This is a genomic window from Bradyrhizobium sp. Pha-3, assembly GCF_042258325.1.
GTDB lineage: Bacteria > Pseudomonadota > Alphaproteobacteria > Rhizobiales > Xanthobacteraceae > Bradyrhizobium > Bradyrhizobium elkanii.
Window position 1 is genome coordinate 1,779,879 of the sequence record NZ_CP170151.1, and the last position, 19,309, is coordinate 1,799,187.

Sequence of the window (19,309 nt, forward strand, 5' to 3'; positions counted from 1 at the left end):
GTCCGGTCACATCAACGACACATACGGCTCAGCCCTCGAACAGCACGAACGCCGCCCACACGCTCGCGTCGCCCGCGCCCGCGACCTTGCCGTCACGCGCATCGCGCCTGGACTGGCGCAGCGCATCCGAATAGGTCAGCCCCTCCGCGAGGTGCTCGTAGAACCGCACGGTGAAATTCGCGGTGCCCTCGTCGGCGACCGGCCACAGCGTCAGCAGCGCGCGCCGCGCGCCGGCGATGCCGAGCGCGGTCGGCAGGCCGCGCAGGCCGCTGACGAAGCTCTCGTCGCCGCGGCCGGTTTCGCAGGCCGACAGCACCAAAAGATCGAGCCCGGACAGGTCCCAGTCCATCAATTCGAAAGCATAGAGATAGCCGTCGTTCTCGTCGCGCAGCGGAAATCGGCTGTCGCCGGCGCCCGACAGCACGATGCCGCTCTGCCACAGCGTGTCGAGGCCGGATGCCGTGCCGTCGCGATAGAAGCCGTGCGTCGCCAGATGCGCGATGCGTGCCTTGCCGATCGCCGCGCGCAGCGTGCCTTCGCTGACGCCGCGGCCGGTCAGCATCTCGACCGGCGCGCCGCGCGTGCGGGCGAGCTTTGCGATCGCCTCGATCTCGGTCCGGGTCGCGGGCAGGGGCATCGGCCCCGGCTCGCCATATTCGATGCCGCCGGCGAGCAGCATCGCGCCCCGCTGATCGAGCGTCTCGCGCGCATGGATCGCGATCAGCGCGTCGGGGCTGGTCAGCATCCGGATCGTGAACTTGTCCTCCAGCAGGCCGCCGCCATTGCCGGGCAGCAGCGCGAACGGCACGGCAAACAGGAAGCCGTCAGGCACGACATAGAGCGTGGTCTTGTCCTTCAGCAGCGGCTCGAGCGGCGCGAACAGCCGCGCCCGGAGGTTCTGGAAGCGGCCTTTGACGTCGGGCGCGTGCGCATCGGGATCAGGCACGGTGGCCCGCGTCGCGCGCAGCCGGGCGATCTCGGTGCGCACGCCGGTGTCGATCATCCGGCCGGGATCGCCGAGATCGACCACGCGCGGCTCGCTCGTTGCGGTCTCGACGATGGCGTAGAGCACGGTCGCCGCCAGCGGCGCATTCGCCTGGCGATCCGCCTTCCATTGCCGCGTGATGAAATAGTTGACGACGGCTTCCTGCGCCGCGAGCAGCTGTGACGGACGGATCGGGTCTTGCGGCAGCTTGACGCCGATCGCATCGAGCCGCTTCTGAAGCGCCTTCTCGGCCGCGTCCTGCCGCCCCCACACCGACCTTGCCCAGTCGTCGATATTGCCCGACGAGAACAGCTCCTGCTTCTCGCCGTTGAGCCGGAGCGCGGTGCGCAGCAGCGTCGCGGTTTGCTCGTCCTTGCCGGCGACCGCTGTCTCGAGCTGGCGCAGCGCCGTGGCGTCGGCGCCGCCGAGCGTCTTCCAGCGCAGCACGGCGGCGGCAAAGGCCGGCTGCGCCACGGCGGAGCCGGCGCCGGTGGCGAAGCGGCCGAACGCGAACAAGAGATGGTCGGCATGGGCGCGGATCGCTTCGGCGACGGCGCGATCGCCCGATGTGCCGACCTCGCGCTTCATCCAGTCGAACATCTCGCGGTCGAGCGCGGCGAAGGCCTGCACCGCGCGGGTCGGATCATCAGCGATCAGCGCGGTCGCGATGCCGAGCTTGATCTCGAAGCTGATCGGATGCTGCGCGGTGAAGGCGCGGCTCGAGATCGCCAGCGCGGTCTCGCGCAGCCGCATCCCCTTGTCCCGCTCGCCGCGCTGCTCGCGTTGGCCGGCAGCCAGCACCGCGGATTTGATGCGCAGGAAATCAGCAAAATTCGCCTCATTGGCGACGATCGCCTCCAGCCGCCCCAGATCGGCCGGCGTGATCGCGGCGTCGCCGGCGGCGAGCATGTCGGTGTAGAACAGCCAGGCGTCGGCCTGTCCGGCAAAGCTCGGATCCTTCGGCGCCATCGCGGCCGCGATCGCGCGGTGGCGGCGGAAGTAACGGCGGGCGTCGTCGAAGCGGCCGAGATTGAGGAAATCCTGGCCGGCATTGTTGACCGTCACCAGCGTGTTGAGATGGTTCTCGCCATAATGTTTGGCGCGCTTCTCGATCGCGAACAGATCGAGCTCGAGCGCCTTCGCCGGCGCGCCGATCTCGCGCAGCATGTCGGCATAATTGTTGGCGAGCTTCCAGGTGGTGCGGTGGTCGGGCCCCAGAGCCTTCTCCGCGCGCTCGAAATTGTGCCGGCCCAGATTCGTCGCCGACGCCGCCGAGCCGTTGGCGGACAGCGCGACCGCGAGCTTGTCGTTCGCGATCAGCGATTCCTCGGAGCCTTCGCCCCAATAGGCGTTGAACGCCGCGATCGCCTTCATGTAGAGCGGAACGGCTTCGGCGATCCTGGCGTGGTCGGACAGCAGGATCGCGTACATCAGCAGCACGTCGGCATTGCCGGGCGGCCTCTGCGCCGCCGCCTTGCTCTGGAACGCGCGCACGAACAATTTTTCGGCGAGATCGTCGCGCTTGACCGCGCGCAGCGTCGCGGTCGCGTCGAAATACTGCTCCATGACGAACTGGGCGTCGTCGAGCTTGTCGGCGGCATCCAGTGCTGCAAGCAGCTGTGCATAGCCGGCGTCGATCTTGCCGCCGCGCGTCAGCGCGACGGCGTTCTTGATCTGCGCGGCGATCGCCTGCGTGCTGCCGCCGCCTTGCGCCGGCGCACGCTTGGCGGAGACGCCCTGCGCGGCGGCGGTGTCGACCGTTGCGGTCAAGACAGCGCCGAGCGCGAGCACGACACCGAGCGATGCGGCGGCCCTGCGCGCGCGTGCGAGACCCCCGGCGATCGTCATCAACAGCACATCCTCATCCCCAAACGCGTCATCGGATGGCGTCCCCAAATGACGGCGGCGTTGCAGCCGGCGTGGCTGGCTTTAGCGGCGCGGCGTTGCATGAACAAGACAGCGCGGCCGGCCGCGTGGCGGAAGCGGCTAGCCCAGCCCGTGCTTCTTGGTCGCGGCCGGCGGCTTCGGCGTTCATGCCTCGCGTCCGCAAATGCTGCCGTGCGGTGGGTCGCTCGCCGCCGCTTGCAGGCCACCGGCAGTCAAGCCATCGGATGATATTACCGCCGGTTGCGCCGGCCCGCCTGCCGTTCGCGCCGAGCCGAGGGAATGGCTGGCGGCGGAGCCGCGCACGGCGGCGCACTTTCCCGGCAGCCGTCTTTCGCATCGGCGTGCAAACGAACGACGGCCGAAAGCTGAGCTTTTTCTGACCATCGTCACTTGCGCCATGCCGTCCGATTCGCGTATGAGGCGCATCCTTCTCCTTCTACAACCTTTCCTTCGAGAACCGATCGCCGATGTCCCACGCCACAATCGACGCCAACAAGGCGCTCGTGCTCGCGCATTACGACGCCGTGACCAATCGCCACGATCCCGAGGCGATCCGCGCGCAGCTGGCGCCCGACTTCTTCGACCATGCGGCGGGCAAGCGGCTGAGCGCCGAGGACGTGATCGCGCATTCGGCCGCGATGCACGAGACCTTCGCCGACCTGTCGGCGGTGGCGGAATGCCTGGTGGCCGAGCGCGACATCGTCGCCGGCCGCTTCGTCTGGCGCGGCCGGCACCGCAGCCCGTGGCGCGGCATTCAGCCAACCGGCCGCCACGTCGAATTCCGCGGCATGACGTTCTGGCGGATTCAGGACGGCAGGATTTCCGAGCGCTGGGCGGAAATCGATTTCGTCGGGTTGGAGCGGCAGCTCAGGGATTGAGGGAAATCTGCACGACTCCGCCGCGCTGCGGCCGTGATCCTCTGCTACAGATCATCGCTGCCGCCTTACTGCTTCATATTTGCGCGAGGATAAACGCATAGACTTCTTTGCACCATTGAGGTGGCAATAAAATTGGGGAGGGTGAAAATCACTAACTGCCTTACGAATGCCTTCCAGTGAAAGAGTCGGTTGCATCACCATTACATCGCTTAGAACTAAACCGTACGCGACGTCGCGTGCGTGGAAATACTCCTCGAATTCCTCTCGTGAGATCGCTGTTTGGTTGCCGAGCGATCGCCAAATCTGCGTCGGAGACCCGCTCGCTATTCTGACTAGATTTGCATAACCGCATATTGCCGCAGTTGGCGCTGTGGCATAAATCCAAACCCGAGTGCCTTCGGCAATCTTCAGTCGGCGTCTCCGAAGCTCGACAGTCTTCTTCCCATGAAAAAGATTGTCCGCATGCTGAGGTTTCAAGGATATTAGGATATCTCTTGCTTCATTCATCGGAATAGCCTGCATCGACAATTGCAGCTAGTTGTTCGTCCGTGATCGGCGTGGCCGAAACAAGGTTGGTTTTGGTCACGCAGCCCATCTGCCGCAGCGCTTCAAACGAGACCGGGTTTCGTAGAGCGACAAGATTGTCGAAGGTGGTAGCAAGCACACGGCTGGACTTTGTCAGTATCTCAATATCATCGACGACGCCGCCTCTCTGAAGAAGCTCTGGCGCTCCTCTAGAGGGAATTGAGGTCGAGTCCACAATCCTACCAAGAGCAACAATCGCTCCCCGTCCGCCGCCACGTTTAGACTCGTAGAAGGCAAGTGCCGCTCCCCGAATCATAGCACGTGAGGCCCTGATCGTGTTGAAGTATGTTCGCCGCGTAAGAAAGTGAGCCTCAGGAACCTCCAGGAACGAGAATTGCCGATCGGTCCCTAAGAGGTCAGCCGCGTAGGATCGCGTTATCGGGACTATGACGTCGTTTCGCTTCGGCAAAGCCAGCAGGGTCGGCGAAAGCAACGCCTCAAAGTCATAGAGTTGAACGGCGCGTGCATCTCCGTTAGATGCAATTCTAATATCTGGTTTATCGTACCTCGGGCATTCTTTCTGGACGCTTAGCCCGGCGAGTCTCTCAACAGAGAGACGAACTCTGTTCCAATTGGCTTTTGTGACAGGCTGTCCCAAAGCCATCTTTGCAAGCTCACTGCGCCCGCTGACGTGTTGGAATCCCTGACCGATGGCGATCCTGCGCGTGATCGGATGAGTCGGAATATCAATCATCAGCATTCTGCACGGAGCTTTGGCCGAACAATAGCGTACCTGATCGGAGATGAGGTAATCCGCGACAGTCGATGAAAATGGATGCTCTTGGCGTACGCATACGACGCTGCGAGACGGGTGATCGAGCGCGCTCGAGACCCGCATGATGGCAACGCCTATGATTCCATCCTCGTCAAGAACCGCTAGCTGGCGACATTCCGCGCTAGCTATTTCTGGCTCCAGGGAAATGCCTTCACTCGCGACGAACGCGACTAGGTCTGATAGGGACACCGCGGTAATGCGGAAGTTCTTTGTGGTGCGTGCTGATTGAGTTTGGCCAGCCTCCGGCAAATCGAGAAGTTCTGCGAACTCCGCTAGTCCAATTACGTCCAGTCCAAAATCCTGCATCAGAGTGTCGCGAGCGTCGAGCACTTTGGTATCGCTCGTTATGTAACCATGCGCACCTGCTGCAACAGCGTGAGCTAAGTGGAGCGCATCCGACACGTCGGTCGACTTGAGCTTCTGCTGTGCAAATCTCTCCGGAAAAACTTTTGGGGCAATGAGGTCTGCGAGACTAGTAATCTTTGATTTTTCTTGAGGCGGTAGGAGCGGGAGACGCTTAGCAAACGAAAGAACGGGGTCCCGGGACTGGTCGGACGATGTTCGACGAAGCTCGGACGTAAACTCTTGACTGACGGCCAGTCTGATTTGATGGTCTAAGGCAGCCTCAATGATAGTCCCTGCATCCTCTGATCGGCGTCGATTCCTGACTACGTCAAAGAAAACATTTAGATCAATTGCGTAAAGCGGAATGCTTGAGGAGCGCTTTTTCAGTTGAAATAGTTCAGAGGTTTCTAGCGCAACAGTGCCCAGCATATAGGACATGAGACTGGGAGTATCGAGCTGAAGTATCCGAACGTTGATCGTCCGGTTCCGGCTTTTTCCTCCAGTCTTTAGACGAGACGAAAGAAAGCCGTGTCGTTCGTAGAATCGGTTGGCTTCGACCAGATCGGTGGCGACGTTGGCCACAACGTTTAGGTAAGACTCTTTCTCGCCTTGGGCCACTAGAGCTCGCAACAACCTACTTGCGTGTTGTTGACGCCTGTATTGTGGTAACACCACAATTTGCCGCACTCGGAGGATTGGAAAGATTCCACCAAAGAGCAGGTGCCCGACATAGGAGACTTTGTCTCCGTCTTGGGAGACGAGCAGAATGAGCTTTTTCTGTCTCGCAGCTTCCGCGTAAGCCGGCTCGGGAAGAAAACCAAGTGCGCCACGCTCGCTATCTGCCTGCTTGCGGATCGAATCCAGAAAGGGAAGGATATCGATAAAATCACGTCGGATAAAAAACTGTTCAGCCATTTCCTCTACCCTACGTTGAGATGTTATCCACCTCCCAAGATTTGGCAAGTGGTTGAGGACTGAGGACGATTGACTTCAATAGGCTCGTATGAACTCCTCGATGCATGCTAAAAATCGTTAGATTTCGATTTTAGGTAACCGGTGAAGGGGGCAAGTCGAAATGTATCGATTCCGAGTGGCTCTATTGCTAACTTTGGCTTTTGCCACCCCCTCATACGCCGCCCGTTGCGGCGGCAGTTTTCCCGGCTTCGTCCAGTCGTTCTCGCAGGAGGCGGCGAGGGCCGGCATCCAGCAGGATGTGATCTCGGCGGCGCTCGGCGGGGTGCAGCAGGATGGCGGGGTGCTCGCCTTCGACCGGCGGCAGCGCTACACCTTCAACAAGACCTTTGAGCAGTATGTCGCAACCCGGGTCGGGCCCGGGCGCATCAATGGCGGCCGCGCGATGCTGCAGCGGCACGCCGCGCTGCTCTCGAAGATCGAGCAGCAGTATGGCGTGCCGCGCCAGATCCTGGTCGCGATCTGGGGGCTGGAGACCGATTTCGGCAAGGGCGACATGGGCAAGCTGCCGGTGTTTCGCGTGCTCGCCACGCTGGCGCATGATTGCCGCCGCACCGACCTGTTCCAGGGCGAACTGCTCGCCGCGCTCAAGATCGTGCAGCGCGGCGATCTCCGTCTGAACGACATGATCGGCGCCTATGCCGGCGAGATCGGCCAGACCCAGTTCCTGCCGTCGTCCTACATCAAGTACGGCGTCGATTTCGACGGCGACGGCCATGTCGACCTGCGCCACTCGGTCGCCGACGTGCTGGCCTCGACCGCGAACCTCCTGCACACCAGCGGCTTCAAGATGGGTGCGCCCTATGGCGAGGGCACCGCGAATTTCGAGGCGATGCGCGAGTGGAACAGGGCGGTGATCTATCGCAAGACCATCGGGTATTTTGCCGATCAGCTCGTGGGGCGGTGAGGGCGCGGCGCCTCTGCCGCGTCGTCATTGCGAGCGAAGCGAAGCAATCCATCTTTCAGCACATGCGGGACGATGGATTGCTTCGTCGCTTCGCTCCTCGCAATGACGACCGGGGGATGGCATGGAAACCATCGGCAGCCAAAAGATCTGGTCGTTCTTCGACCGCAGGGGATGCCAGGTCGCGAAGAACGCGGCGGTGCGGGAGGGGCCGGGCCATCGCGTCTCCTCCTATCTCGAGCTCGCCACCAAGATCGCCGAGCTGCAATTCCTCAACCGCGACCATGTGCTGCTGTTTCGCGGCCAGGGCGCCGACTACAGGAACATCAAGCGCAACTCGTCGCTGAAGCCGACGTTGTTTCGCGGCGGCCGCGGCAATCCCGATCAGGCGACGTTGGTCGGGCGGTTCGATGCGCTGCAACGCGCCGAGCGGATCCTGATCACCGAATACGCCAGGGAAAAGCTGCTCGGGCTCGAGCGGTTGAAGCGGCATCGCATCCTGCGCTGGTCGATCCTGCAGCATTACGAGGTCTGCACCACGCCGCTGCTCGACGTCACCCATTCGATCCGGATCGCCGCCTCCTTTGCCTCGCTGGCGGAGACCGGAACCGCCTTCCTCTATGTGCTCGGCGTGCCGAATCTGAGCGGCGCGATCACCGCGAGCGCCGAGGCCGGCCTGCAGATCGTGCGGCTCGCCAGCGTCTGCCCGCCGTCGGCGGTGCGCCCGCACATCCAGGAGGGCTATCTGCTCGGCGAGTATCCGGAGATGTCCGGCACCGAGCAGAAGGAAAACTACTTTCCCTATGAGATGGATTTCGGCCGCCGGCTGGTCGCAAAATTCTCGTTCGCGCCGGCGTCGTTCTGGAAGAACGACAATTTCCCGCAGGTGGCGAAAAGCGCGCTCTATCCGTCGGAGAAAAGCGATCCGCTGTTCCGGCTGGCGCTCGGGGTGAAGAGGCAGCTCGGCGGGTAATCTCGTGTCGCGATGACGCGCAGGCGTGACTCGCAGGCATATGTATGACCCGCGGGCCGTGCAACATCCTCCGTGTCGTCCCGGGCTTGACCCGGGACCCATAACCACAAATTTCGGCCGTTCATGACGTTGTGGCCCCAGCGTGTCTCACCAACTCAATCCTGTGGTTATGGGTCCCGGCTTTCGCCGGGACGACGGGTGTATGCGCGTCTGCACCACAGGCCTCATGTCGCGCATCGTGCATTCGCTCACTGCTCGCGCAACATCCTCAGTGTCGTCCCGGGCTTGACCCGGGACCCATAACCGCAAATGGCGGTTGTTGCACGACGTTGTGGCCCCGGCGTGCTCAACAACCCGATCCTGTGGTTATGGGTCCCGGCCTTCGCCGGGACGACGGGTGTATGCGCGTCTGCGCCACAGGGCCTCATGTCGCGGCGTCGAGCGTTGGCTCGCTGCTCGTGCAACATCCTCGGTGTCGTCCCGGGCTTGACCCGGGACCCATAACCACAAATGTCGGTTGTTGCACGACGCTGCGGCCCCAGCGTGCTCAACAACCCGATCCTGTGGTTATGGGGCTCGGCTTTCGCCGGGACGACGCCGGTTGAGGTGCGCGGGTTACCCGTGCCATCGCGCTACTGACTCGCCCTCGCGGCATCGCGCGCCATCCGCCTGGCCGCCGTCTTCTCCATCATCCGTTGCATCGTTTTCCAGTATGTCGCCGGGCGGAAGCGTTGCAGCAGATCCATGAAGTATGCGTCCTTGCCGATCAGGATGCGCGGCTGGTTCTTCTCGATGCCGGCGATGATGCGCTGCGCGGCCGCGGTCGGCGTGGTCCTGGCCAGCGCGTCGAAGCGCTCGATCGATTCGGCGCGGCGGGCATTGTCGGTGACGCCGGTGCCGGCGCGCGAGTTGCGCGCGATGCTGGTGGCGACGCCGCCGGGATGCACGACGGACAGACGCACCGGGCTGTTCGCCACCGCAAGCTCGTGGCGCAGGCTTTCCGAGAAGCCGCGCACCGCGAACTTGGCCGCGCAATAGGCGCTCTGGCCGGGCGGGGCGATGATGCCGAAGATCGAGGAGACGTTGACGATATGCGCCTCGCGCTGCCGCGAAAGCTGCGGCAGGAAGGCGCGGGTGCCGTGCACCACGCCCCAGAAATTGATGTTGAACAGCCACTCCATCTGCGCCTGATCGAACTCGCCGAACTCGCCGAGCAGCGCGACGCCGGCATTGTTGACGACGATGTTGAGCGAGGGATGCGCTGTAACGGCGGCCTCCGCGAACGCCGTGATCTGGTCCGGCTCGCTGACGTCGAGGCGGTGCACGGTGACCTTGCGCGGGCTCGCTTTCGCGATCTCCGCGGCGGCGGCCTGCAGGCCGGCCTCGTCGCGGTCGGCGATCGCCAGATCGCAGCCGCGCAGCGCCAGTTCATGCGCGAGCGCGCGGCCGATGCCGCTGGCGGCTCCGGTCACGGCAGCGGCGGATCCAGAGATCGCGGTCATGTCAGGTGAGCTCCATCTCAAACGGGGGTAGTGGTTGCCAAGCGGGGAACACGGCGTTTCCACGCTTTTCTCAAATTGGAACTGAACCATCCAGTGATTTTAGGCATTTAATCTATGTTACGCGCTCGAACCGAAGCATTCAAACCAAGGGAGCCACACCCATGGGACAGTCAAAGCCCTATCGTGCGAAGGCCCTGGTTGTTGAGGACGACCCGATGCAGCGCGAGATGATCGGGCTGCTGCTGGAGGAAAGCGAATTCGACGTCATCGCCTGCGAGAGCGCCGAAGCCGCCGAGCTGGTGCTGCAGGGCAACGGCGAGAACGTCGTGCTGATGATGACCGACGTCGAATTGGCCGGACACATGACCGGCGTCGAGCTCGCTTATGTCGCGAAGAAATACAGACCCGATCTCGACGTGATCGTCACCTCGGGCAAGCCGCTGCGGCAGCGCCTGCCCGAAGGGGCCTTGTTCTGGGCCAAGCCCTGGGCACCGCTGGACGTGATCCGGGTCGCCGAGATGAAGGCGTCGGAGCTTTCGCATCGCGGATGGCGCAGGTCGTCATGACGGGGTGTCGGCGCGGGCGCCGGGCGGAGGCCCGGCAGCCGCTTCCGCCGTCCCCGTCGCCGTGATATTGGCGGACGATGTCCCGCCCGCCTGTCCCGCCCGCCGAGGATGTGAAGTGACTTGGTCCTTTCTGCTGACGTCGCTGATCGTGGTGGCCTCGCCCGGCACCGGCGTGCTCTATACGCTGGCGGTGGCGCTGACCCGGGGAGCGCGGGCGAGCGTCGCGGCGGCGTTCGGCTGCACGCTCGGGATCGTGCCGCAGATGATCGCGGCGATGCTCGGGCTTGCCGCCATCCTGCACACCAGCGCCGTGGCGTTCGCGGCGCTGAAATGGGGCGGCGTCGTCTATCTGCTCTACATGGCCTGGCAGGCACTGCGCGAGCGCGGCGCCCTCGCCGTCGACACCGAGATCAAGCCGCGCTCGCGCCGGCGGGTGATCGTGACCGCCATCCTGATCAACATCCTCAACCCGAAGCTGTCGATCTTCTTCCTGGCCTTCCTGCCGCAGTTCATCGCGGTCGACGAGCCGCATCCGCTGGCGCGGATGGTCGAACTCAGCGGCGTCTTCATGGCGATGACCTTTGCGGTGTTCGCGGTCTACGGGCTGTTCGCCGCCTCGGTGCGCGACCGCGTCATCACCCGGCCGAAGGTGATGGCTTGGCTGCGGCGAAGCTTTGCCGCCGGCTTTGCCCTGCTCGGCGCCAGGCTCGCCTTGGCGGAGCGCTGACGTCGCGCCCTGACGCAGGCAATAAAAAAGCAGGCGTTGCGCCTGCTGCCTTGTGCCCCGACAGTTCGGGGCCGATCGATGTAGGGCTGGTGAATTCGAGGTTGCTGTCGCTGCGACCGGTTGTCCCGATCCGGGTGCCCGGGCAGGGCAAGGGCCGCTACCCGGGCTGGAATTCGTTACTTCTTGGCGGCCTTCTTCTTGGTGGCCTTTTTCGCCTTCGCCTTCTTCGCCTTCTTCGCTTTCTTAGCCATAGTATCCTCTCAGGGTTTCATGGATTGAACGCGACTCCGAGGCATGCTTGGCGGAGGGCCAGCCTCGCAACATCCTCGATATCAAACTCAGCAGATTCGGAGGCTGCTGCCGCGTGCTGTCACGGCGCCGTCATCGTGTTATCCACAGCTGTTACGTGTTTTCGCCAGTTTTTTCGCAAAGCGCGGGCATGTCGCGCGTCGCGTCGTCGTCGCATCCGTCATGCTTAACGATGCGCAAACGGCGGATGCGCAGATCTTCATCAATTCAAAACCACAGCACGGATTGCCACGTCGCGGGTGACGCTCCGTTAAGTGGCGCGGCCGCATGCTCTTCCGTAAGACAACGGGGATTGTCATTGGAGGAAACGCCCGGGGGGGCGGACGATCATTTCAGGAGAGGCGAGGCCGATACGGGTCTCGAACAGGGGCGATGTTGAGCGTTCCGACGCTTTGGACGGTATTCATTATCAATTTTCTCGCGCTCGGGCTGATCTGGGCCTATGTCGCGCGCAGCTATCCTGCTTTCGGCGCGGCGCGGTTCTGGACCGCATCCGCCTTGGTCGCCTCCGCCGGCGCCACCTGCGCGATGCTTCGCGTGATGCTGACGGACTCGCTGCTGCCGCTGCTTGCGGCGGGGACCTTGATGGTGTTCGCCGCCGGCCTTGCCGCGATGGGCATCGAGCGGTTCTACGACAAGCCCGCGACCTGGCGCGCCACCCTGCTGACCACGGCGCTGGCCTTCGCCGGTCTCGGCACCTTCATCTTCGCCTATGACAGCATGCCGATGCGCATCCTGCTCTACACCGTCGCACAGGTCACGCCGTTCGCGCTGACGCTGAAGCTGTTGCTGTCGTCCGAGAACGGCCGCGTCAGCCCCGGTGCCCGGCTCGCCGGCATCGTCGCCTCCGTGCTGATCGGCATCTACGCGCTGCGCGCCGTCGGCGCGCTGCTGCAGGCCGGCGAGTTCTCCTTCGTCCGCTTCTCCGCGGGCCAGTCGCTGGTGATCCTGCTGATGGTGTTCCTGTCGATGGCGCTCAATTTCGGCTTCCTGCTGATGGCGATCGACCGGCTGCGCAACGAGGTCGCCGACCTCGCGCTGCTCGACGATCTCACCGGCGTCGGCAACCGCCGCCATCTCTTGCAGCGGCTGACCGAGGAATGCGCGCGCTCCGACCGCAACGGCGAGGCGTTCGCGCTGCTGGTGATCGACCTCGACGGCTTCAAGGGCATCAACGACACCCATGGCCACGCCGCCGGCGACGCCTGCTTGCAGCACTTCACGCTGATGGCGCAGACGCGGCTCCGCCCGGGCGACATGCTGGCCCGCACCGGCGGCGACGAGTTCTGCATCGTGCTGCCGTCCTCGACCCTGCGCGAGGGCGCGATGATCGCGCGCCGCGTGCTCGAGGTCTGCCGCGCCGATGCCGAGCAGTGCACCGGCAAGGACATCCCGATCGCGGTCTCGATCGGTGTCGCGCAATGGACCCGCGAGATCGGCCTGCATCCCGACCGCCTGGTTGCCGCCGCCGACCACGCGCTTTACGACGCCAAGAAGGGCGGCAAGAACGGCTACGCGACCTACGAGCCGAAGGCGCCGGAGATGGCCGATCCGCTGGAGGCGAGCCTGCGCAAGCGCGCCTGAGCGTGCCAGGGCCCGTACTCGTTCCGCGGTCGCAATCCAACGATCGCTATTGCGCCAACTCGGACAATGAAGCCTGCGCGCGGCGCTCGAAGATGACCGCACCCTGGCGCTTGGCGATCTCGGCAGCGGTTGCGAAGGCCGATCGTGCCTCCGTCTTGTTGCCGCGGTCGAGCGCCAGCAGGCATGCGCCGCGCAAGCGGTAGATTTCGGGTAGGTAGATGCCGATGCCGGCCTCGTCGATACCTGCGATCGCGCGGTCGAGATGACCGAGCGCGTCCGCGGGGCCCGCGGAAAGCAGAACTTCAGCTGCGAGGCCGAGATAATATTGCGGCAGCGGACCGGCTGCGGTGGCGATCTCGGCATCGATCAGCCGCACGGCATCCGCGGCGCCTGCACCACTTGCGGTGGCCCACCCGGCCAGGATGAGGCTGCTGGCGCGCCATGGCGGCAGGGCGAACTTCTCGGCCAGCGCTGCCGCGCGATGTGCCACAGCGTAAGTCGCTTCGCGGTCTCCCCCGAGCTGATAGCCTATACCGACATTGTGCAGCCCGTGCGCGAGACTGTTCGGGTGATCGAGCATTTCGGCCAGCGCAATGCCTTGTGTGAAATGCGGCTTTGCCTGTTGTTCGTCTCCCGATAGCCGCCGTGAATTGCCGCACTGGATATGAGCGCAGACGGCGGGATCGTGACCTCCAAACGCGTGCGCAAGATGGCGATGCTGGGTCATGTCGTAAAGCGCGATGACGTGCTGGCAGCCCTCTAGCGCGCCGCCGACGTCGCCACGAAAATATGCCGTTGAAAACTGGCAATGATAGGCTTCCAGCAACAACTCGCGATCGCCTGACTGTTGCGCGAGCGACACCAGCTCGCCGGCGCGGTCGCGCGCGAGGGCCGTTTTGCGCCTGAGGTTGCGTTGATCCAGAGGCCCCATTTGGCCTGGAAGGAAGCGGTGCTGTCGCCGATCTGCTCGCCGATCTCGCCAGCCTTGGTATAGGCTGCTTCGGCCTCGGCGCTTTGCATGCCGTGGGCGACCACCGACGCCGCGCCGAGCTTGAGCCAGAACTCCACTTGCCGGCGCAGGCCGTCTTGCGCCGGCATGGTTTCGGCGAGCTTGAGACCCGCCGTGAAATGCGCGATCGCCTCCACATAGGCCGAGCGGCTCACGGCCTGGTTGCCGGCGCGCATGCGGTAATCGCAAGCGAGAGCGAGCTGCTCCGCTTCGCCGAAATGATAGGCCAGCAACTCCGGTTCCTTGGCAGCGACATCGCCAAAACGCTCCAGCGCGAAACCGACGCGCCCGTGCCATTCTCGGCGGCGCATCAGCAACAGGCTTTCGTAGGCGGCGTCGCGCACCAGCGCGTGCTTGAAGTTGAAGCTCCGCTCGAGGCCACGCTCCTCAGGAAACACAATTCCCGCGGCAACCAGCTTTGCCAGCATGTCTTCCAGTTCGTCGTTGTCCTTGCCTGCTACCGCTTCCAGCAAGGCAAAGGTAAATTGCCGGCCGATCACCGCGGCAATTTGGGCCACCTCGCGGGCGCCGCCGAGACGGTCGAGGCGGGCCATTAGGGAGTCCTTCAGCGTCGCCGGCACCGAATCCTCGCCCGCCGATTCCATCACGCTTCGGGTCAGCTCTTCGACGAACAGCGGCACGCCATCAGTCTTGGCGATGATCGCGGCGATCGTGTCCGCCGTCAGTCCATGCGGCGGCGACGCTTGCGACCACCTGCACGCATTCGGGGCGGCCAAGGCGTCCGAGCGTGATCAGCGTGGCGTGTGGCCTTGACAACCAGGGCGGCGTGAAATCCGGTCGCGCCGACACAACGACAAGAAGCCGCGCGCGGGCGATGCTGTCGGCCAATCGCGTCATCAGTTCGATCGTGGTCGCATCGATCCAGTGCGCATCTTCCAGCACGGTCAGCACCGGATCGCTGTCGCTGGTCCGCGTCATGATCTCGACGATCAGCGCCAGCGTCGCGGCCTTGCGCTGCGCCGGCGACGCGGCGGGAGCCGCCTCAGCCAGCGGGATCGACAACAGCTCGGCCAACAGCGGCAGCGCAGCCGGATCGGCGACGTGCCGCGCGCCAAGAAGCGCGCGGAGTTTCTCGGTACGCACATCGGACGGGTCGGCAGGCGCGAGGCCCGCGACCCGGTTGAGATACTGGATCACAGGGTAGAGCGCGCTATCGCTGTGATAGGGAGAGCATTGCAGATTGATGCGCGCATGAGCGTCGGCCGCAAGCTCTTGCTGTAGCGCCTCGATCACGCGCGATTTGCCGATTCCGGCTTCGCCGGTCACGGTCACGATCTGGCCGTCGCCCTGCCGCGCCAGATGCCAGCGTTCGCGCAGCAGTCCCATTTCATGGGCTCGGCCGACCAGCGGCAGGCGTCTCGCTCGGATCGCGGCAAATCGGCTTTCGACCGAGGCCTCGCCGCACACGCGCCAAGCTGGTACCGGTCGGGAGAAGCCCTTGAGCTCGTGCTCGCCGGTATGGGTGAGTTCGAATAGGCCGCCCAACAATTTCTGGGTGGACTCGCTGATAAGGATGCAGTCTGCACTGGCCAGCGCCTGCAGCCTCGCCGCGAGGTTGGGTGTTTCACCGACGATGGTCCGCTCCTGCGCCGAGCCGGTGCCGATGATTTCGCCGACCACGACAAGACCAGTGGCGATGCCGATCCGGGTCTGCACGCGTGTGCCGTCGGGCAGTTCGATTGCGCCGACTTCCGACAGAATTCCAATCGCGGCGCGAACGGCACGTTCCGCCGCATCCTCGAAGGCGCGGGGAAAACCGAAATAGGCCAACACACCATCGCCCATGAACTTGGCGACAAATCCACCGTAACGGCCGATCGCACCGGCCACCGCGTCCTGGTATCGCCGGATCAGGCCGCCGAGCAGCTCCGGATCGATCTTCGCTGAGAGTGCCGTGGAGCCGACCATATCGGCGAACATCACCGATACCTGCGGCCGCTCGGCGTCGCCAGAGCCGGGCGCGCCAGCCGCGGACGAAGCTTTGCCGGGCGAAGGAGCCTTGTCCTGGCCGGAAATCGGGCTTGCTGCGATATTACGGCCCGCGATCGCCTTCAAAAGCCGGCGGCGATTGCCCAGTGAGAGGCCCAATTGCTCGAGATCATGGTCATCGAGGTCGGGCAGGATGTCGAGGTCGATGTCATTCGCCTCAAACGCGTCGGCATATTGCTCGAGATTCCGCCCACGCAACCAGTCGCGCAGATCGCTCATGCCGTCGATTCCCCCACCCGGCGCTACTAAAGGTAGATTGGCACATCTACCTGACCGTGGGATACAGGACTTTGGGCGCGGGATTTCGAGCAGCAGAGGGAAGCTCCGCCCGGGGGTCATTTTCGACAGATGCGGCGGCGGATTTGGGCTAGCCCTAACGAGGAACGACACCGGATCTCCGTGATGATGCCTCGCCTGCTCGCCGCGCTCCTTGCGCTGGTCCTGTCCTCCGCCGTATCAGCCCAAACCCCCGATCTCGCGGCCATTGCGCGATCGCAAGGCACGCCCGAGATTCCCGGCTTGAAGATGATCTGGCTGTCGCCCTGGGGCGACGTCGCCAAATCGCATCCCTGGCGCAACATCATCGTGCACCAGACCGAGGGGCCGCAGGGCTCGGCGCGATACGGCGCCGAGGCGCAGCACAAGAACCCGACCCGGCGCGGCGTCATGGTCTGGGTCGAAACCGACGGCACGGTCTACTGGTCGGTCGCCGACAATCTCGTTCCGACCCACACCGACGGCGCCGATCGCAATGACAACAAATACATCGACAACAGCAAGACCTATCGCCAGGTGAACAAGGACACCTCGATCGGCGTCGAGTTCGCCGGCAATTACCCCGACGTCACGACCGGCCCGACCGACGCGCAGGTCGCGGCCTGGCGGGTGCTGGTGAAGCTGCTGCGCGCGCGTTACGGCATTCCGGCGGAGCGCGTCTACGCGCACAACTGGATCGACTTCAAGGACGCCCGCTACTGCGAGGGCTGCGCGCTCGCGACCATGGCGCGGCAATGGGGCGAGTAGGGCGCGTACTCCATTAAAAGCCGGGACGCCCGCTTGCGCGGACGAAGCGGACGCCCGATCCGACCTCAGGGATATCGCCTTCTGCCCCTCATCGGAAATCGGTGGGCCCAATCCGGCCGTCTACCGCTGACAATTATCGGAGCCATTCGCCGGATCGGATGCCTCGCGGGTCAATGTCTCGGTGCGAGGCGACGTAGTCGATCTCTCCGCGCGTGGTGCCGATGTCCATCAGCTCCGCGTCGCTTAGGTTGGACAGGGTGGCGCGCAATTCCTGGCGTTCGCGGCGCTCCCGAAAGGCATCCCAATATTTCCAGATGAAGCTGGAGACATGCCGGGTCGATACGGATGTCCGTTCCAGCCACGTTGTACCGTGCGTCGAGCTCATCGCGTAGTCTCCATGGGGTGGTGTTTTCTTCCACGGCTTTAGCGCTCCCCTGTTGCCACTATGGTGTCAGGAGCCGTCATCGCCGGCATGAGGATGTCGCGAGAGCGGCGGGGATGCTTGACCGGCGGCTTACATTTTCCTCACCTGCAGCTTATTCTTGCGATTTCCCGCCGGCCCAAGGCGCTGCCCGGTTATCGGGGGCTCTCATCCGAGGGGATTCCAGGGGGATTCGCATCTTGCGCTATCTCTTCGAGGATTACGCATTCGACCTCGACCGGCGCGAGTTGTATCGCGGGGCGGACGTCGTCCGCATCGCCCCGCAGGTGTTCGATCTGCTCGATTATCTGATCCGCAACAGGGAGCGCGTCGTCAGCAAGGACGACCTGATCAATGCCGTTTGGAATGGGCGCAGCGTTTCGGATGCGGCACTGACGACCCGGCTGAATGTCGCCCGAAGCGCAATCGGCGATTCCGGGGAGGAACAGCGACTGATCAAGACGTTACCACGCAAGGGATTCCGTTTCGTCGGACAGGTGCAGGAGGCGCGAGAGGTTGCAGGTCCGGATCCGGCCGATACGCCCGAGAGCGCCCCTGCGGTACCCGACAAGCCCTCCATCGCCGTGCTGCCGTTCGCGAACATGTCTGGCGATCCCGAGCAGGAGTACTTCGCGGACGGGATGGTTGAGGAGATCACGACTGCGCTTTCGCGGTTCAAATGGCTGTTCGTGATCGCGCGCAATTCGAGTTTCACCTTCAAGGGCAAAGCCGTCGACATCAAGGACGTCGGGCGCAGGCTTGGGGTCCGCTATGTCCTCGAGGGAGCCGTGCGCAAGGCGTCGGGGAAAGTCCGCATCACGTGCCAGTTGATTGAAGCGGCCACGGGCGCACACATCTGGGCGGACAGGTTCGAGCGTGACCTGACGGACGTTTTCGCGCTGCAGGACGACATCACGCTCGCTGTTGTCTCGGCTGTTCAGCCAGAGTTGTTTCAAGCAGAAATCGCAATGGCGTCGCGGCGGCGACCGGAAGACCTCACCGCATATGATCTTTATCTCCGGGCAACACAGCAAGCCGTCCGATCGACCCGCGAAAGTCTGGCCGAGGCACTCCGACTGGTGCAGCGCGCCCTGGAGCTTGACCCTGGGTTTGCTGCTGCGGCAGCTTTGGCAGGTGCCTGTTATTTGGAAAACGTGCTCAGGAGCTATGCGATCGACCAACAATTCGAACGCGAGGCGGCCCTTCGGCTTATGCGCCTGGCATTGAGCCTCGACGATCATGATCCAGGCACGTTGGCAACTGCCGCATTGATCTCGGCTCTTTTGGTCGGCGATTGCGAGGCTGAGATTGAGATGGCCGATCGGGCGGTCGCGCTCAACCCGAATTCATATAACACATGGAACCGCAGAGGCTGGGTCTATAAGATTGCGGGGCAGCCGGAGGAAGCGATCCGGAGCCTCGAACGCGCCATGCGAATGAGCCCGGTGGACCCGCTCCAATTCACAGCGTTAACCGGGATGGGATTTGCCCTTATTGAGCTTCGTCGCTTTGACGAGGCCATCGTTGCAGGGAAGAAAGCCCTGCGTCAGAACCCTTCCTATCCAGGCGCATACCGCTGCCTCGCGTCTGCTTTCGCTCATCTCGGACGGGACGCTGAGGCCCGTGAAGCGGCAGCCGGTGTGCTTGAGCTCGATCCCACTTTCACAATATCGGCGTGGATCGCTCGGAGCCGGCTATCAATAAATGCGAAGCTGATGATCGAGGGTTTTCGCAAAGCGGGGTTGCCCGAATGAGCCGCGCTCCTCCGCATCGACAGGCTGATCTATGGGGCGCGATTTGCCGCGGCGCATCTCCGGAACCACCGATCGAATGTGGACGACGGGTGTTGCAGAA

At 63.7% G+C, this 19,309-nt stretch carries 15 protein-coding genes; 8 read left to right on the plus strand and 7 right to left on the minus strand.

What is annotated here, in order from left to right:
• Positions 1-28: 28 nt before the first annotated feature.
• Positions 29-2,833: a CHAT domain-containing protein gene (locus ACE10X_RS08560; protein WP_375764162.1), complete on the minus strand. Its 2,805-nt coding sequence runs from the start codon at positions 2,831-2,833 to the stop codon at positions 29-31.
• Between the two features lie 506 nt (positions 2,834-3,339).
• On the opposite strand from ACE10X_RS08560, the gene ACE10X_RS08565 reads away from it, so the two are divergent.
• Positions 3,340-3,750 (plus strand): ester cyclase, encoded by a 411-nt coding sequence (locus tag ACE10X_RS08565; RefSeq protein ID WP_051003157.1) that lies wholly within the window; start codon positions 3,340-3,342, stop codon positions 3,748-3,750.
• Positions 3,751-4,249: 499 nt separating this feature from the next.
• On the opposite strand, the gene ACE10X_RS08570 is transcribed toward ACE10X_RS08565, so the two are convergent.
• The gene (locus ACE10X_RS08570; protein WP_375764163.1) at positions 4,250-6,370 is read right to left on the minus strand and encodes a GNAT family N-acetyltransferase; all 2,121 of its coding nucleotides are present in this window, start codon (positions 6,368-6,370) and stop codon (positions 4,250-4,252) included.
• A 160-nt stretch (positions 6,371-6,530) separates the two neighbouring features.
• Here ACE10X_RS08570 and ACE10X_RS08575 point away from each other — a divergent pair, with 160 nt between their 5' ends.
• Both ACE10X_RS08575 and ACE10X_RS08580 read left to right on the plus strand, forming a co-directional pair.
• Positions 6,531-7,334, plus strand: a complete 804-nt coding sequence (locus tag ACE10X_RS08575) for a lytic transglycosylase domain-containing protein (protein ID WP_375764164.1) — start codon at positions 6,531-6,533, stop codon at positions 7,332-7,334.
• 121 nt (positions 7,335-7,455) lie between these two features.
• Positions 7,456-8,304 carry an FRG domain-containing protein gene (locus tag ACE10X_RS08580; protein ID WP_038386834.1) on the plus strand — a complete coding sequence of 283 codons (849 nt, stop codon included), beginning with the start codon at positions 7,456-7,458 and terminating at the stop codon, positions 8,302-8,304.
• Between the two features lie 632 nt (positions 8,305-8,936).
• On the opposite strand, the gene ACE10X_RS08585 is transcribed toward ACE10X_RS08580, so the two are convergent.
• Positions 8,937-9,806 (minus strand): SDR family oxidoreductase, encoded by an 870-nt coding sequence (locus tag ACE10X_RS08585; protein ID WP_038386833.1) that lies wholly within the window; start codon positions 9,804-9,806, stop codon positions 8,937-8,939.
• A gap of 161 nt (positions 9,807-9,967) precedes the next feature.
• On the opposite strand from ACE10X_RS08585, the gene ACE10X_RS08590 reads away from it, so the two are divergent.
• The 3 genes from ACE10X_RS08590 to ACE10X_RS08600 all read left to right on the plus strand — a co-directional run bounded on the left by ACE10X_RS08590 (position 9,968) and on the right by ACE10X_RS08600 (position 12,992).
• On the plus strand, positions 9,968-10,372 hold the full coding sequence (locus ACE10X_RS08590; RefSeq protein WP_038386832.1) for a response regulator: 405 nt from the start codon (positions 9,968-9,970) through the stop codon (positions 10,370-10,372).
• A gap of 115 nt (positions 10,373-10,487) precedes the next feature.
• Positions 10,488-11,099 (plus strand): LysE family translocator, encoded by a 612-nt coding sequence (locus tag ACE10X_RS08595; RefSeq protein WP_038386831.1) that lies wholly within the window; start codon positions 10,488-10,490, stop codon positions 11,097-11,099.
• Positions 11,100-11,780: 681 nt separating this feature from the next.
• Positions 11,781-12,992 (plus strand): GGDEF domain-containing protein, encoded by a 1,212-nt coding sequence (locus ACE10X_RS08600; protein ID WP_038386830.1) that lies wholly within the window; start codon positions 11,781-11,783, stop codon positions 12,990-12,992.
• A 46-nt stretch (positions 12,993-13,038) separates the two neighbouring features.
• Here ACE10X_RS08600 and ACE10X_RS08605 read toward each other — a convergent pair whose 3' ends face one another.
• From ACE10X_RS08605 to ACE10X_RS08615, 3 genes are read right to left on the minus strand one after another with little or no spacing between them, the layout of a single operon-like run.
• Positions 13,039-13,719 carry a hypothetical protein gene (locus ACE10X_RS08605; RefSeq protein WP_157788065.1) on the minus strand — a complete coding sequence of 227 codons (681 nt, stop codon included), beginning with the start codon at positions 13,717-13,719 and terminating at the stop codon, positions 13,039-13,041.
• Between the two features lie 32 nt (positions 13,720-13,751).
• Positions 13,752-14,642, minus strand: a complete 891-nt coding sequence (locus ACE10X_RS08610; RefSeq protein ID WP_375764165.1) for a hypothetical protein — start codon at positions 14,640-14,642, stop codon at positions 13,752-13,754.
• 4 nt (positions 14,643-14,646) lie between these two features.
• On the minus strand, positions 14,647-16,230 hold the full coding sequence (locus ACE10X_RS08615) for an adenylate/guanylate cyclase domain-containing protein (protein WP_375764166.1): 1,584 nt from the start codon (positions 16,228-16,230) through the stop codon (positions 14,647-14,649).
• 183 nt (positions 16,231-16,413) lie between these two features.
• Between ACE10X_RS08615 and ACE10X_RS08620 the strand changes: the two genes are divergently transcribed.
• On the plus strand, positions 16,414-17,034 hold the full coding sequence (locus ACE10X_RS08620) for a peptidoglycan recognition family protein (RefSeq protein ID WP_038386829.1): 621 nt from the start codon (positions 16,414-16,416) through the stop codon (positions 17,032-17,034).
• A 133-nt stretch (positions 17,035-17,167) separates the two neighbouring features.
• Here the strand turns inward: ACE10X_RS08620 and ACE10X_RS08625 are convergent, their stop codons facing one another.
• Positions 17,168-17,419: a DUF1127 domain-containing protein gene (locus tag ACE10X_RS08625; protein ID WP_038386828.1), complete on the minus strand. Its 252-nt coding sequence runs from the start codon at positions 17,417-17,419 to the stop codon at positions 17,168-17,170.
• A gap of 236 nt (positions 17,420-17,655) precedes the next feature.
• On the opposite strand from ACE10X_RS08625, the gene ACE10X_RS08630 reads away from it, so the two are divergent.
• The gene (locus tag ACE10X_RS08630) at positions 17,656-19,209 is read left to right on the plus strand and encodes a winged helix-turn-helix domain-containing tetratricopeptide repeat protein (RefSeq protein WP_038386827.1); all 1,554 of its coding nucleotides are present in this window, start codon (positions 17,656-17,658) and stop codon (positions 19,207-19,209) included.
• The last annotated feature ends 100 nt before the right edge of the window (positions 19,210-19,309 follow it).